Origin of the sequence: Streptomyces sp. NPDC102360, assembly GCF_044766085.1 — a bacterium.
Classification (GTDB): domain Bacteria; phylum Actinomycetota; class Actinomycetes; order Streptomycetales; family Streptomycetaceae; genus Streptomyces.
Window position 1 is genome coordinate 1 of the sequence record NZ_JBIWLG010000023.1, and the last position, 13535, is coordinate 13535.

The 13535-nt window shown below is 73.7% G+C and carries 12 protein-coding genes; 7 read left to right on the forward strand and 5 right to left on the reverse strand.

The genetic code is table 11. The features are described 5' to 3' along the window. Nucleotides 1-70: 70 nt before the first annotated feature. The gene (locus ACIRHA_RS42065; RefSeq protein ID WP_403857123.1) at nucleotides 71-958 is read right to left on the reverse strand and encodes a TIGR01777 family oxidoreductase; all 888 of its coding nucleotides are present in this window, start codon (nucleotides 956-958) and stop codon (nucleotides 71-73) included. A gap of 32 nt (nucleotides 959-990) precedes the next feature. Here ACIRHA_RS42065 and ACIRHA_RS42070 point away from each other — a divergent pair, with 32 nt between their 5' ends. From ACIRHA_RS42070 to ACIRHA_RS42080, 3 genes are all read left to right on the forward strand, one after another. Then, a complete protein-coding gene (locus ACIRHA_RS42070) occupies nucleotides 991-1491 on the forward strand; it encodes a GNAT family N-acetyltransferase (protein WP_403857126.1) in 501 nt (166 codons plus the stop codon). A gap of 93 nt (nucleotides 1492-1584) precedes the next feature. Beyond that, the gene (locus ACIRHA_RS42075) at nucleotides 1585-2733 is read left to right on the forward strand and encodes a PP2C family protein-serine/threonine phosphatase (protein WP_403857129.1); all 1149 of its coding nucleotides are present in this window, start codon (nucleotides 1585-1587) and stop codon (nucleotides 2731-2733) included. Nucleotides 2734-2750: 17 nt separating this feature from the next. Beyond that, nucleotides 2751-4097 (forward strand): hypothetical protein, encoded by a 1347-nt coding sequence (locus ACIRHA_RS42080; protein WP_403857132.1) that lies wholly within the window; start codon nucleotides 2751-2753, stop codon nucleotides 4095-4097. A 44-nt stretch (nucleotides 4098-4141) separates the two neighbouring features. On the opposite strand, the gene ACIRHA_RS42085 is transcribed toward ACIRHA_RS42080, so the two are convergent. Next, nucleotides 4142-4951: a peptidoglycan recognition protein gene (locus tag ACIRHA_RS42085; RefSeq protein ID WP_403857135.1), complete on the reverse strand. Its 810-nt coding sequence runs from the start codon at nucleotides 4949-4951 to the stop codon at nucleotides 4142-4144. A 93-nt stretch (nucleotides 4952-5044) separates the two neighbouring features. Here ACIRHA_RS42085 and ACIRHA_RS42090 point away from each other — a divergent pair, with 93 nt between their 5' ends. After that, nucleotides 5045-6241 carry a MarP family serine protease gene (locus tag ACIRHA_RS42090; protein WP_403857138.1) on the forward strand — a complete coding sequence of 399 codons (1197 nt, stop codon included), beginning with the start codon at nucleotides 5045-5047 and terminating at the stop codon, nucleotides 6239-6241. Between the two features lie 10 nt (nucleotides 6242-6251). On the opposite strand, the gene ACIRHA_RS42095 is transcribed toward ACIRHA_RS42090, so the two are convergent. Then, nucleotides 6252-6845 carry a cysteine hydrolase family protein gene (locus ACIRHA_RS42095; protein ID WP_403857141.1) on the reverse strand — a complete coding sequence of 198 codons (594 nt, stop codon included), beginning with the start codon at nucleotides 6843-6845 and terminating at the stop codon, nucleotides 6252-6254. A gap of 107 nt (nucleotides 6846-6952) precedes the next feature. Here ACIRHA_RS42095 and ACIRHA_RS42100 point away from each other — a divergent pair, with 107 nt between their 5' ends. Then, nucleotides 6953-7942: a GlxA family transcriptional regulator gene (locus ACIRHA_RS42100; RefSeq protein ID WP_403857144.1), complete on the forward strand. Its 990-nt coding sequence runs from the start codon at nucleotides 6953-6955 to the stop codon at nucleotides 7940-7942. 15 nt (nucleotides 7943-7957) lie between these two features. Here the strand turns inward: ACIRHA_RS42100 and ACIRHA_RS42105 are convergent, their stop codons facing one another. Continuing rightward, entirely contained in the window at nucleotides 7958-8761 is an 804-nt protein-coding gene (locus tag ACIRHA_RS42105; RefSeq protein WP_403857147.1) for an SDR family NAD(P)-dependent oxidoreductase, read from the reverse strand. A gap of 160 nt (nucleotides 8762-8921) precedes the next feature. Between ACIRHA_RS42105 and ACIRHA_RS42110 the strand changes: the two genes are divergently transcribed. Together ACIRHA_RS42110 and ACIRHA_RS42115 are read left to right on the forward strand one after the other, a co-directional pair. Continuing rightward, nucleotides 8922-9569, forward strand: coding sequence for a TetR family transcriptional regulator (locus ACIRHA_RS42110; RefSeq protein ID WP_403857150.1), 648 nt, complete (start codon nucleotides 8922-8924; stop codon nucleotides 9567-9569). A 386-nt stretch (nucleotides 9570-9955) separates the two neighbouring features. Beyond that, nucleotides 9956-11284, forward strand: a complete 1329-nt coding sequence (locus tag ACIRHA_RS42115) for an FAD-dependent oxidoreductase (RefSeq protein ID WP_403857153.1) — start codon at nucleotides 9956-9958, stop codon at nucleotides 11282-11284. Between the two features lie 584 nt (nucleotides 11285-11868). On the opposite strand, the gene ACIRHA_RS42120 is transcribed toward ACIRHA_RS42115, so the two are convergent. After that, a complete protein-coding gene (locus ACIRHA_RS42120; RefSeq protein WP_403857156.1) occupies nucleotides 11869-13332 on the reverse strand; it encodes a regulator in 1464 nt (487 codons plus the stop codon). Nucleotides 13333-13535: the final 203 nt, after the last annotated feature.

Genomic DNA, 13535 nt, shown 5'->3' on the forward strand with positions numbered 1-13535 from the left:
ATTTCAAGCCCCTGCGGCGATTGAGCAGCGGGGTCCGGGGCAGAGCCCCGAGGCGTCGGAACGGCCGGCCTCACGCCGCCCGGATCGCCTGGTCCACGCCCGGGTGCGTGAACTCGAAACCGGATTCCAGCAGCCGCGTAGGAACCGCACGGGTCGACCCCAGGACGTCCCCCGCCATCTCCCCGAGGGCCGTACGAAGGGCGAAGGACGGCACCGGCAGCAGCGTGGGGCGCCGAAGGACGCGCCCCATCGCCGCCGTCACCTCCCGGTTCGTCGCCGGCTGCGGCGCCGTCAGGTTCACAGGCCCGGCCAGGCCGTCCGTGGCCAACAGGTGCCGCAGCGCCGCCACATGGTCGTCGAGCGCGATGTACGACCAGTACTGCCGGCCGTCCCCCATCCGCCCGCCGAGCCCCGCCTTGAACAGCGGGAAGAGCTTGCCCCAGGCTCCCCCGCCGCGCGCGACGACAAGCCCGGTGCGGGCGAACACCGTACGGATGCCCGCCTGGTGCGCGGGCGCGGCCGCCGCCTCCCACTCGACGCAGAGCGAGGGCAGGAAGCCGTCGCCCGCCGGGGCCGTTTCGTCGACCGTGCGCGCGCCCGTGTCGCCGTAGTAGCCGACCGCGCTGCCGTTGAGGAGGACGCGGGGCAGCGTGTCGAGTCCCGCCGCCGCCCGCGCGAGGGCCTGCGTGCCGAGCACCCGGCTGTCGCGGATCTCCCGCTTGTACGCGGCCGTCCACCGGTGGTCGCCCACCCCGGCCCCCGCGAGGTTGACGATCGCCTCGCAGCCGGCGAGCCGGGACGAGTCGACGTACCCCTCCTTCGGATCCCAGCGGGCCTCGTCCGCCGCCCGTGGGGCGCGCCGCACCAGGCGCACCACGTCGTGCCCGTCGTCCGTCAGGGACCGGACCAGGGCCGAGCCGATGAGTCCGGAGGCGCCCGCCACCGCGAAACGTGTCATGGGCCCATCCTGCCCGTCGTACAGTCGGCCGCATGTCAGCCCCCGAGGGCTCCTTGGCCCACATACGTTTCGCCGTCCCCGAGGACGCGCCCGCGCTCGACCGCCTCGACCGGGAGACCTGGTCGTATCTGCACGCGGTGAAGCCCCTCGACCCGGCCCCCTCGCCGTTCTTCAACGAGCGTTTCGGCCCGCGCGACCACCTCGTCGCCGAGCTCGACGGCGCGCTGGTCGGCTACGTCCGCCTCGGCCTGCCCACGCCCCTGGCGTCGACCGCGCACGTACGGCAGATCATGGGGCTCGCGGTCGCCGACGCGGCCCGCGGGCGCGGCACGGGCCGGGCCCTGGTGCGGGGCGCGATCGAGCTGGCACGGCGGCAGGGCGCACGCCGGATCACCCTGCGCGTCCTTGGCCACAACACCCCGGCACGGAAGCTGTACGAGGCGGAGGGCTTCGTCATCGAGGGGGTGCTGCCCGGGGAGATCCTGCTCGACGGCTCGTACGTGGACGACGTACTGATGGGACAGCCCCTGTAGCCCGTCCGGCGCGGCACGGTCACGGCGTGCGACGGGCCCCGACTCGTAGCAGGGTGAGGTGGAACGTCCGTCGCGAAGGGAGCCGAAGCCGGCATGACCTGGCACGCGGCGCGCCGCAGAGACGAGGCGGAGCGCGCCTGGCTGCGCGGTGCGCCTCCGCCGCGCTGGGTGCGATGGCTGCCGATCGGGCTGCTCGTGGTCCTGTTCGCGCTGCAGGCCCCCACGGGCTACCGGTTCGAGCTCGCGTTCCCGCTCGCGGCCATCCCGCCGCTCGCCGCGCTGTCGTACGGTCCCGTGGCCACGGCCCTGTACGGCGGCTTCGTCCTCCTGCTCCTCGAAGTGCCCCGCACCGGCTTCGGACGCCCCGGCGACAGTGACGTCCTGACGGTGGGTCTTGTCGCGGTGCTCAGCACGGCGATCGCCCTGGTCCGCAGGCGCAGGGACGAGCAGCTGGTCACGGTGCGCACGGTCGCGGAGGCCGCCCAGTTCGCCGTGCTGCCGCCGCTGCCCGAGCGGGTCGGCGCCGTGCGCTGCGCGGGCCTGTACCGGGCGGCGCACCGGGGCGCCCTGGTCGGCGGCGACCTCTTCGACGTGCGCAGGGGCCCGACCGGAGTGCGGGCGGTCGTCGGCGACGTACAGGGTCATGGTCTGTCGGCGGTGGGCACGGTCGCGGGGCTGCTCGGCGCGTTCCGGGAGGCGGTCCTCGACCAGCCGGACCTGGAGGGCGTGGCGGCGCGGCTGGACCGGCGGCTCGTGGTGGACACGGCGGAGGACGAGCACGCGGAGCTGTTCGCGACGGCGGTGCTGCTCGAATTCCCCGACGCCTCCCCGGGCGAAGCGCCCGTCGTACGCCTCATCAGTTGCGGCCATCCGCACCCGCTGCTGCTGCGCGAGGGGCGGGTGACCGAGCTTGACGTGCCGTCGGGTGCGCCGCTCGGCCTCGGCCTCGCGGAGCTCGCGCCGCCGAAGCGCCTCACGGTCGAACTGCGGCCCGGCGACCGGCTGATCGCCCCGACGGACGGGGTGACGGAGGCGCGGAACCGGGACGGCGATTTCTATCCGCTCGCCGACCGGCTTCCGCAGTTCGCGGGCGAGGATCCGGCCGGGCTCACGGACGCGGTGTGGCGGGACGTCATCCGGTTCGCGGGAGCCGTCAGGGACGATCTGACCCTGCTCGTCTTCGCCCCTCTCGTGTCCGCTCCCGACGCCACGCGGACCCCGGACGTGCCTCGCGGGGCGTGAGGTGTGAACGTAGGCGCATGAAGAACCCGGGACTCCCGCGCCGCCAGGGACACCGCCGAACCGCGGTCACCGCCTCCGTACTGCTGCTGCCGCTCGCCGTCTCCACGTTGTCCGCCTGTTCCGACGACGACGGGGCGACCAAGCCGCCGCCCACCGCCTCGCCCGCCGCGACGGCGACCGGCGCCCGCTGTGTGACGCACCGGTCGGCCGACGACAAGGGCCCGGACGCGAAGCCGCGCGCGAAGGCGGGGTACACGGTCGACGACAAGACCGTGAAGGCGAAGGCCCAGAAGGAGTTCAAGACGACGACGGGCGACAAGTCGGCGCTGCTCTTGTCCGGTTCGGGGAAGCTGACGACGCGCGACGCGAAGATCATCAAGCATGGCGGCACCTCGTCGGTCACCGCGTCGGAAGGGCACGGCCTCAACGCGGCGGCGCTCGCCCGCGACGGCGGCACGCTCACGATGTCCGGCGGCCGGATGTCCACCCAGGGCAAGGGCTCGACCGGGGTGTTCGCCTCGGGCAAGGACGCGAAGGCCACGCTCAGCTCTGGCGGCATCAGGACGCACGGCGCCTCCGCACGTGGTGTGGCGGCCGCGCACGGAGGCGTGCTCGACCTGACGTACGTGGAGATCGACACGGCGGCCGCGCAGGCGGCGCCGGTGGCCGTGGGGCCCGGCGGCGGGAAGGTCACGGTGTCCGGCGGCACGATGACCTCGGCGGGCTGCGGGTCGCCGGGTGTGCAGACGGCGGGCGACGTGTCCTTGTCGCAGACGCTCTTCGACCTGGCCAACTCGGAGGCGTTCACCGTGGAGGCCGGGGGTTCGCTGTCCCTGAAGGACGTCCGGGCGTCCGCGGCGGCGGGCGGTGTGGTGCTGCGCGGCGACGGCGCGACCTCGTTCCGGATGACAGGCGGGGCGGTCCAGGCCTCCGACGGCGACATCTTCGCGGTCCAACAGGCCGACGCCGACATCGAGTTGCGGGGCGGCGCCGACGTGCAGACCAAGGACGGAAAGCTGCTGCGGGTCACGGACGAGGGGACGGCGGCGTTGACGGCGGACGGCGAGAAGCTGAAGGGCAGCGTGGCCGTGGAGAAGGGTTCCTCCGCCACCCTCGACCTGACCGGCTCCGCCGACCTGGACGGAAAGATCGTCGGAGCGGCGTCGCTGAAGCTCGGCCCGAAGACGCGGTGGTCCGTGTCCGGTGACTCGCGGCTGAAGAGCATCGAGCTGGCCGGCGGGGCGAAGGTCTCCGACGTGCTCGTGGGCAACGGTCACACGGTGACGTACGACAAGGCGTCGAGCCCGGACCTGCACGGGAAGAAGTACCAGCTGGAGGGCGGCGGCACGCTCAAGCCGAGGTAGGGCCCCGTGGCGCGCTACCGGCGTTGCTGGAGCACCGTGGCACGCTACCGGCGGTTCTGGAGCGCCGCGGCCCGCTCCCTGATCTCGGGCAGCTTCCCCATCAGGGCGAGACCGGGGCAGAACGTCTCGTAGCCGTCGCGGTGCCCGGAGACCGCGAAGAATTCGTGGGCCGTGCCCGTCCGGTAGCGGGCCAGGTCGTTGCTGGACACCAGGCGCACATGCGAGCGCGGATCGATCCCGGACAGGCCCAGCTTCCAGGCGGACACGGCGGCGATCGCGTTCGTCATCGCCTTCGGCACCGGGGTGCCCTCGGTGAACGTGCCGATCGCGGCGATCCCCGCCGTGTTCCGGTTGAAGCCCTGCGTGTGGGCGCCGATCACGGGCCGGCCGGTGCCGCCCGCACGCCCTTCGTAGACCGTCCCGCAGCGGTCGACGAGGAAGTTGTAGCCGATGTCGTCCCACTCCTTGCCGCCCGAGGCACCACCGCCCGCCTGACCCGCGTACAGGTAGCGGATGATGCGCGGCGTGTCCGCGCAGTCGTAGTCGTTCGGCGAGTCGGTGTGGTGCAGGAAGACGGCCTTGACGCGGTCGCCGTAGCGGACCGGGTCGCGGTGGTACGTCTGGGCCTTCGCGAGCCACCGCGAGCGCGGCACGATCCGGGGGCGCCGCGCCGGTACGCGGTCACCCACGGCCGCGGTCCGCTGCACCGGCGCCGCGGCGGCCGGCAGCTCGCCGCGGGCCGTGGCCGCGAAGCGCTCGGGCCCAGGCCGGTCGACCGCCGCGGCACACAGCAGCAGGAGCCCGAGGGCCAGGGCTCCGGGCAGCCGGCGCAACCTTCTCCGTATGTCATGCACGCCTCCCACCCTCGGCCCTGCACGCCCTGTGCGGTCAGCCACAGGGGGCCAGGTGGTGGAACCATCTGGGCCGCCTGGGCGTTTCTTACCGGTATGGACCTCCACATAATCGACGTGCTGCTGATCGTGGTGGCCCTCGCCTACGCCGTGTCCGGCTACCGGCGCGGACTGCTCGCGGGCTGCGTCTCGCTGGCCGGGTTCGTGGGCGGTGCGGCCGTGGGCGTCTGGCTGCTGCCGTACCTGATGGAGACGGTCACGCCGGGCACGACATCGGCCACGATCGTCGCCGTCCTCACCGTGCTGGTGCCGGCGGTCGCGGGCCACGGGCTCGCCGGGCTGCTCGCGGCGCGGGTGCGCGGCGGGATGTCGCACGCGCCGGGTCCGCTGCGCGTGGCCGACGGGGTGGGCGGCGGCGCGGCGACCGCGGTGGCCGTCCTGGTGGTGGCGTGGGTGGCGGGCAGCGTCCTCGTCGCCTCCTCGTCCACGGTCCTCAACCAGGCGATCCGGAACTCCTCGGTGCTCGGCGCGGTGCAACACACCATGCCGTCGACGACCCCGTCCTGGTTCTCGCAGGCCACGGGGGCGCTGACCTCGGCGGGCTTCCCGCAGGTCTTCGACCCGTTCGCGAGCGAGCCGCCCGCCAAGGTGGCCAAGCCGTCCGGGGACAACGTGACGGCGAAGGCGACAGGCGCCGCCCAGCGCAGCAGCGTCAAGATCGAAGGCGCGTCGGGCACCCAGGGCCGCGAGGGCAGCGGCTTCGTCTACAGCTCCGAGCGCGTCATGACCAACGCGCACGTGGTCGCGGGCATCGACGACCCGACGGTGCGGGTGGGCGGCACGGGCCACGCGTACGAGGCGAAGGTCGTCCTCTTCGACCCCGACAAGGACGTGGCGGTCCTCTACGTTCCCGGGCTCGACGCCCCGTCGCTCCGCTTCGACGAATCGGCCGGGCGCGGTGACGCCGCCGTGGTCGCGGGCTATCCGCAGGACGGCGGCCTCGACCTCCAGGCCGCCACGGTCGACGACACGATCAAGGCGGCGGGCCAGGACATCTACGGCTCCGGCAACGTCACGCGCGACATCTACTCGATCCGCTCCACGGTCCTCCCCGGCAACTCCGGCGGCCCGCTCCTCGACACGGACGGCGAGGTGTACGGGGTGGTGTTCGCCCGGTCCACGACGGACGACGGGACGGGCTACGTGCTGACGGCGGACGAGGTGTCGTCCGACGCGCGGCAGGCGGCGTCGGCGACGGCGGCGGTGGACACGGGCGCGCTGGTGTCCTCCTAGTCGTACGAAGTCAGCTCAGGGACTTCCCCGTCGGGACGACCACTCCGTACAGGTCGCCGATCGTCGCCATCGCGCCGAGGTGCAGCTGCTCGGCGGCCACCTCGACGCCGCCGACCGAGGCGAGCGGCCGGGTCGCGCAGGCGTCGGCGACCACGGTGGGCCGGTTGCCGCGCAGGAACGCGCCCTGCGCGGTGAACTGCACGCACATGTGCGACATGAAGCCGATCACGACGACGTCCTTGTGTCCGGCCGCGTCGACGCGCTCGCCGAGGTCGGTGCCGACGAACGAGTCCGGGGCCGGCTTGACGACGACGGCCTCTCCGTCGAGCGGCGCGACGTCCGGGTGGATGGCGCCGATCTCGGCACGCGGGTCGTACGCGGAACCCTCGCCGCCGTCGTGCTGTACGTGCACGATCGTCGAGCCCGCCGCGCGGGCCCGGGCGAGGAGTTCGGCGGCGTTGTCGAGCGCGGTCCGCCAGCCCTCCAGCTCCATCACGCCGCGGGTGTAGGTGTTCTGGTAGTCGACGAGGATCAGGGTCGCGTCCGCCAGCGAGGCGGGGGTCTCGTCGAGGCCGTTGAGGGTGCGCAGAGTCGTTGAGGTCATGCCTGGAACGCTACGAGCGGCACCCCCATGTCGGCAATGACACCTAACATGCAGATCCGGACATCAGCATCACGCAACATCTCGCAACATCACCTGGAGGAGACACCGTGACCGCCGCCGCCCCCGAACGACTCGTCGTGATCGTTCTCTTCGAGGGCGTCGACACGCTCGACGTCACGGGCCCGCCCGAGGTGTTCGCGCTGGTGCGACGGGAGGGCGGCGCCGGTTACCGAGTGCTCCTCGCCGCGGAGACGATGGACCCGGTGACGACCTCCGCGGGCGTACGGGTGCTGCCCGACGTCACCTTCGACGAGGCGGCCGGGCGCCACATCGACACCCTCCTGGTGCCCGGCTCGGTCGAGGCCGATCCGGAGCGCGGGGTGCGCGCCCTCGCGGAGCCCGCGGTGGTCGACCGGGTACGGACACTCGCGGGGCGGGCGCGGCGCGTGGCCTCCGTCTGCGTCGGGGCGCATCTGCTCGCGGCGGCCGGGCTGCTCGACGGCAGGCGGGCCACCACCCACTGGTCGACCGCGCGCCAACTGGCGGACGAGCACCCGGAGATCGACGTCGACCCCGACCCGATCTTCATCCGCGAGGGCGACATCTGGACGGGGGCCGGCATCAGCTCCTGCCTCGACCTGTCCCTCGCCCTGGTCGCCGACGACCTCGGCGAGCCGACGGCGCTGCGGGTGGCGCGGCAGCTGGTGATGTATCTGAAGCGGCCGAGCGGCCAGAGCCAGTTCAGCGTGCCGCTGGCGCAGGCCTCCACGACGCGGCGCGTGGAGGACCTGCGCCAGCACATCACCCTGAATCTCGGCGAACCGCTCACCGTCGCGGACCTCGCGGCGCACGCCCACGTCAGCGAGCGCCAGCTCACCAGGATCTTCAGGTCCGAACTGGGCACGACACCGAGCGCGTACGTCGAGTCGGCGCGAGTCGAACGGGCCCGCCAGCGACTCGAATCGTCCGACGACACACTCGACCGGATCGCCGCCACCTGCGGTTTCGGCACGACGGACACGCTGGTGCGGGCCTTTCGCCGCCAACTCGACACGACACCGACGGCGTACCGGCATCGCTTCCGGGTGTCCGTCTAGGTCCTGCCGTTCGGATCAGTAGTGGGTGCCGCCGTCGATACGGATCTCCGTACCGGTGATGAACTTCCCGTCCTGCGACGCGAGCATCGCGACGACACCGGCCACGGCCTCGGGCCCGGCGAAACCTTCACCCAGTGAGGGCGACAGCTTCGCGAACAGGCTCCAGTCGGTGTCCTCGGGCAGGCCGGGGCCCTGGCTCTGCTTGCTCGCGCCGGAGCCGTCGGTCATGCCGGACGCGATGGAGCCGGGCTGCACGGCGGTGAACCGGATGCCCTGCTTGCTGTACTCGGCGGCCAGCGCGTGCGTCATGGACTGGATGCCGCCCTTGCTCGCCGCGTACGCCGCCATGTACGGGTGGGCGAACATCGCGGACGTGGAACTGAAGTTGACGACCGCGGGGCCCTCGCCCTCGAGCAGCGCGGGTATCGCCTCACGGATCATCAGGAAGGTGCCGGTGAGGTTGACCGCGAGCACCTGGTTGAACTCGGCGAGCGTCGTCTTCTCGGTGTGCGAGGAGCGCAGAATGCCGGCGGCGTTGACCAGCACGTCGAGCCCGCCGAGCGCCTGGACGGCGCCGGCGACGCCCTCCCGCGCGGACGCCTCGTCCGCGATGTTCACGACGACGGTGGTGAGGCGCCCGGCGTCGGCGCCGGCCTTGCCCACGGTGTCCTGGAGACCGGCCTCGCTGACATCGGCGGCGACGACCCGGCCGCCCTCCGCCAGCATGCGCAGCACGGTGGCCTGCCCGATGCCGGACCCGCCACCGGTGACGAGCGCACGGCGCCCCTCGTAGCGATTGAGGCCGTCGTGGCCGTTCATGGCGACTCCTTACGTTCCTGATGTTCCTGACGTTCCTGTGTGCGCCCTCTGTACGTCCTCTGTACGTCCTTGCGCACCGCTCACCGTACGCCTCGGTGGCACGTTTTGCCATAACGGCGTTTCGTGCCATTCCATTCCCGGTGCGACTACGCTTCGTCGGGTGAACGAGCCCAGAACGCCCTCTTCGTCGCCTGCGCAGCCCTCACTGACCGAACGCCGCAAAGCGGCGACCCAGCTCGACATCGCCCGCGCGGCGATGGAGCTGTTCACCGAGAAGGGCCCCGACGGCACCACGGCCGAGGAGATCGCGCGCGGCGCCGGGGTGGCGCTGCGCACCTTCTACCGCTACTTCCGCAACAAGCAGGACGCCGTGGGCCCGCTGCTCGCGTCCGGCGGCGACCGCTGGCGCGAGCTGCTGGCCGCGACGGACCCGGGCACGCCGCTGCCGCGGGCCCTCGAATCGGCCGCGGTGACCTCGCTCTCACCCCCGGACGAGGCGGCGGAGGAGGCGTTGCAGGGCACCCGGACGCTGTTGCGCGCGGCCCAGGACGACCCGGCCCTGCGTGCCGTCTGGTACCGGGTCAACCAGGAGTCGGAGGAGAAGCTGCTCGCGGTGGTGACCCACCTCGCGGGCCCCGACGCGGACCCCCTGGAGACCCGCCTGACGGCCGCCGCGGCAACCGACGCGATCCGAGTGGCCCTCGAACTCTGGGCCACGACCAACGCCCCCACCTCCGGCCCGCACTCCCCCGCCTCCCTGGCAACCCGCGGCCTCCGCCACCTGATGGCGGGGACCGCGGCGGGGTGAGGGGTGGCGGGGGCTGCCGGGTGACTGACCGCGAGGCCCGCCGGGTGACCGGCCGCAGGGACCATCGCGGGGTGACGGGTGGCGGGGGCCATCGGGCGGCTGCCCGTGAGGGCCGCCGAGTGGCTCCGCGGGGCGCCGGATGGATGGCGGCGGGGCGGCCAGGTAACCGGCGGCAGGGGGCGTGGCGTGGCTCCGTGGGACGCGTTCCGTGCGGGAGGCGTGTGGGTGTGCGACCGGCGTGCTCCCGTGCCGCCCCCACGCGCGACTGACCGGTGTGCCGGGCGCGCCTACGCTCGAGTCCCTGGGCCCCGAACTCAGGTATCCCGAGGGCGCGTTGAGGGCATGAGCCCCCGGACGTCAGCCACCCGATCCGCCGGAGGCACACCGTGCTCGACCCTGGAGACGTAAGCCCGGGAGCCATCGTCGTCGTGGGCGCCGGGGTCGCCGGACTCGCGGCGGCCCGGCACCTGACCAGGGCGGGCCTGCACCCGCTGGTCCTTGAGGCCGCCACGTCCATCGGCGGCCGCATGTCCACCGAGAAGGTCGACGGCTTCCGCCTCGACCGGGCCGGTCGGCCACTGTGCACCTCGTACCCGGAACTCCGCCGCAACCCCGCCCTCGCCCCCCTCGCCCTGCGCCGCTTCTCCCCCGGCGTACTCGTGCACAGCGAGGGCCGGCGCCACCGGGCGGGCGAACCCACCGGCCCCCGGCGCACAAGGGGCGCACTCAGCACGGCACGCGCCTTGGCGAGCGCCCCCCGGAGTCCGCGCGGCGCCCGCCCCACCCTCGGCAGCCCGCTCGACCACGCACGTCTGGGCGCGGCCCTGTCCCGGCTCGCGGCGACGGACCCTTCCCGCCTCCTCACCCGTCCCGAACTCCCCGCCACCCAAGCCCTCTTGACCCGCGGCCTGCCACCCTCGACCCTGCACGGCTTCGTACGGCCTCTGCTCTCCGCCCTGCTCTGCGACCCGGACCTCCGCGCCTCCAGCCGGTGCGCCGACCTCGCCCTGCACGCGTACGCGGCCGGCCGGCTCGCCGTGCCGGAGGGCGGCGCCGACACACTGCCGGAGCTGCTCGCGGCGGGCCTGCCGCCCGGCGCGGTGCACACCGGCGTACGGACCACGGCGGTCGCCACGACCTCCGTCACGACCGACGAACTCGGCCAACTCCCGTGCCGGGCCGTGGTGTTGGCAACCGGCGCGCAGGACGCCGCCGAGCTCCTCCCCGGCCTGCGCGTCCCCGCCTTCCACGAGGTCACGGTCGTGCACCACGCCATGCCCGAGCCGCCGCTCGCCGAACCCGCGCTGCTGCTCGACGCGGACCGGCTCGGCCCGGTCGCGCACACGTCGGTGATCAGCCAGGTGGACCCCACGAGAGCCCCGGCGGGCCGCGCCCTGGTCTCCTCGACGGTTCTCGGCCCGCCTCCCACGGACCGCGAACTCCGTACCCAACTCGGCGCCCTCTACGGCACGTCGACCGCCGACTGGGAAACCCTGGCCGTGCACCACGACACGCACGCCGTGCCGTCGATGCCACCCCCGCACGACCCGCGCCGCCCGGTCCGCCTCCTCGACGGCCTGTACGTGTGCGGGGACCACCGGGACGCCGGCACGGTGCAGGGCGCCCTCCACTCGGCCCGCCGGGCGACCCACGCGCTCCTGACGGACCTCGGCATCCCCGAACCCACGGCACCCCCGATCACCAACGCGGCGTAGGCCCTCCGGGCGGACCGGGCCGGATGCGGACGGCCCCTGCGGGCGGCCCCGCTCCCCCGACAACTCCGCCGAAAGCCCCTACGCCCTCCATACCGCGCCCGCCTCCGTGGCCCAACTCCGGGGGCGGGCGCCCCACCCTTCGGGCACCACCCGGCAACGTTTCCCGCCGGGGGCGGGGCCTGCCCCACCGGGGCCCGGGCACGGCCCGTCCGGCGCGGCTCCGCCTGCCTCCGACACAGCCCACACCCCGACGCAGACAGTCACCACCCCACCCACGGCGGGCCGAAGCCCCCGGAGGGGGCGGCGGGTGGGAGGTGACCGAGCGATCAGCGCGGCCGACAAGAACCGCCCCGCGCAACGAACACCGACCCGCCACCCCGCCTGGGCACCCGTCCCCAGCCCCGGACCCGCGGGCCACGCCCCGACCCCCTGCCACAGCCCCGGCGGACGCCGCCACGTGCCGCCCCGCCTTGGGCAATCTGCCGCCCTGGGCGGCAGGGTGGGCAAGGCGGCACCCCGGTGCGGCGCAACGAGAACGCCGGGCGGCACCACGACACCGCCCACCACCCCGCTCCCGCCGAACCTCACCCCAACGCCGCGACCCGCTCCCGATATCCCCGGACGGGCCCCGCATCGCGATACGGCTCCAGCCTCCGCTCGAACTCCCGCACATACTCGTGCGCCCGCACCGACCGCATGTCCGCCGCCGCGGAAGCCGCCTCCGCCCCGAGCGCGCACGCCGAGTCCAACTCGCCGAGACCAAGGCGTGCCGACGCCAGCACCACCCGGCAGAACAACCGGCTGCGCGCGAACCCCGGCGCCCGCAACTGGAGCGACCGCTCCGCATGCTGCGCCGCCGCCCGGTACTGCTGCAGATCCCGGTGGCAGTGCCCGAACTCGTCCGCCAACTGCGCCTCGTCGAAGAACCGTGCCCACGGCGGCACCTCGTCCCCGGCCCGCACCGCCCCGAGCGCCCGCTCGGCCCGCACCAACGACGCCGTGCACGCCCGCACCTCACCGAGCACCCCGTGCCCGCGCGCCTCCACGGCGTGCAGCAGCGCCTGCACCGCGGGCGGCGCCGAAGCCCCCACGCCCTGCTGCGCGACCCGCGCGAGCTGCACCGCCTCCCGCCCGTGCCCGAGATAGACGGCCTGCCGACTCATGGTGACCAGCACGTACGACCCGTACATCCGGTCCCCCGCGGCCTGCGACAGCCGTAGCGCCTGTACGAAATACCGCTGGGCGAGACCGTGGGCCGCGATGTCGTACGAGGTCCAGCCCGCGAGCCGGGTCAGATCGGCGACGGCGCTGAACAGCCGCCTCCCGTGCTGCTCTCCGTACGCCCCGCGCAGCATGGGTTCGGCCTCGTGCTCCAGGTACCGTACGAGGGCCTGCCGCGCGTGCCCGCCCCCGTACGCGTGGTCGAGCGCGCGGAACAGCTCGCCCACGGAGCGCAGCGCCGCGATGTCCCCGCTCGTCACCCGGTGCCCGGGCCCGCGATCGGTCTGCCCCCGCTGTCTCGGCACGGCAGCGCCCACCGCCTCCAGCGCCACGCCGGGCCGCCCCTGCACCGGCACCCGCTGCAACTGCTCACCGTGGGCCACCCGGTCGTCGGCACGCCCGATCAGCCAGTCGCGGCTGGGCACGACGAGCCCGGCCGGGGTGAACGCGATCTTGCGGAGTTCGGCATGGCTGCCGGAGTCCTTGCGCCACAGACCGCTGACGATGTCGACGGCCTCCTCGGGCGATGCCGCGAACTCCAGCCCCGCGTACACGGGCGCACACGCGTCGAGCCCGAGGTCCTGCGCGGAGAGGCGGCGGCCGAGGCGACGTGTGAACACCTCGGCGATGAGCGCCGGTGTCGTCCCTCTGGGCTGCTGCCCACGCAGCCACCGGGTCACGGATGTCTTGTCGTAGCGCAGGTCGAGCCCGTGTTCGAGCCCTAGCTGGTCCACGCGGCGCGCGAGGCCCGCGTTGGAGAAACCGGCCTCCGCGATGAGCGCGGCGAGCTGGCGGTTCGGGGTGCGCTGCGGAGGTCGTTCCGTCATGCTGTGCGATTGCCTTCCAGGCCCTTGGAAGCGATAAAGGGGGGCCATTGAGTGCCCCCCTTTGAGTCGCTGCTCCCTTATGGAACGGCGTGCTCCGTGACCGGCTCCCGCTCACGGACGGCGCCGAAATTATCACGGAGCGCACACGGCGTCCCCCAATCAGCCGAGCCGAACCCCTCCTTCATCCGATCGTGTGACAAACC

Bases quoted from the DNA above. Each gene is read 5' to 3' on its own strand.
- ACIRHA_RS42075 (WP_403857129.1), top strand. From the start codon at position 1,585: ATGACCTGGCACGCGGCGCGCCGCAGAGACGAGGCGGAGCGCGCCTGG.
- ACIRHA_RS42065 (WP_403857123.1), bottom strand. From the start codon at position 958: ATGACACGTTTCGCGGTGGCGGGCGCCTCCGGACTCATCGGCTCGGCC.
- ACIRHA_RS42080 (WP_403857132.1), top strand. From the start codon at position 2,751: ATGAAGAACCCGGGACTCCCGCGCCGCCAGGGACACCGCCGAACCGCG.
- ACIRHA_RS42090 (WP_403857138.1), top strand. From the start codon at position 5,045: ATGGACCTCCACATAATCGACGTGCTGCTGATCGTGGTGGCCCTCGCC.
- ACIRHA_RS42070 (WP_403857126.1), top strand. From the start codon at position 991: ATGTCAGCCCCCGAGGGCTCCTTGGCCCACATACGTTTCGCCGTCCCC.
- ACIRHA_RS42095 (WP_403857141.1), bottom strand. From the start codon at position 6,845: ATGACCTCAACGACTCTGCGCACCCTCAACGGCCTCGACGAGACCCCC.
- ACIRHA_RS42120 (WP_403857156.1), bottom strand. From the start codon at position 13,332: ATGACGGAACGACCTCCGCAGCGCACCCCGAACCGCCAGCTCGCCGCG.
- ACIRHA_RS42105 (WP_403857147.1), bottom strand. From the start codon at position 8,761: ATGAACGGCCACGACGGCCTCAATCGCTACGAGGGGCGCCGTGCGCTC.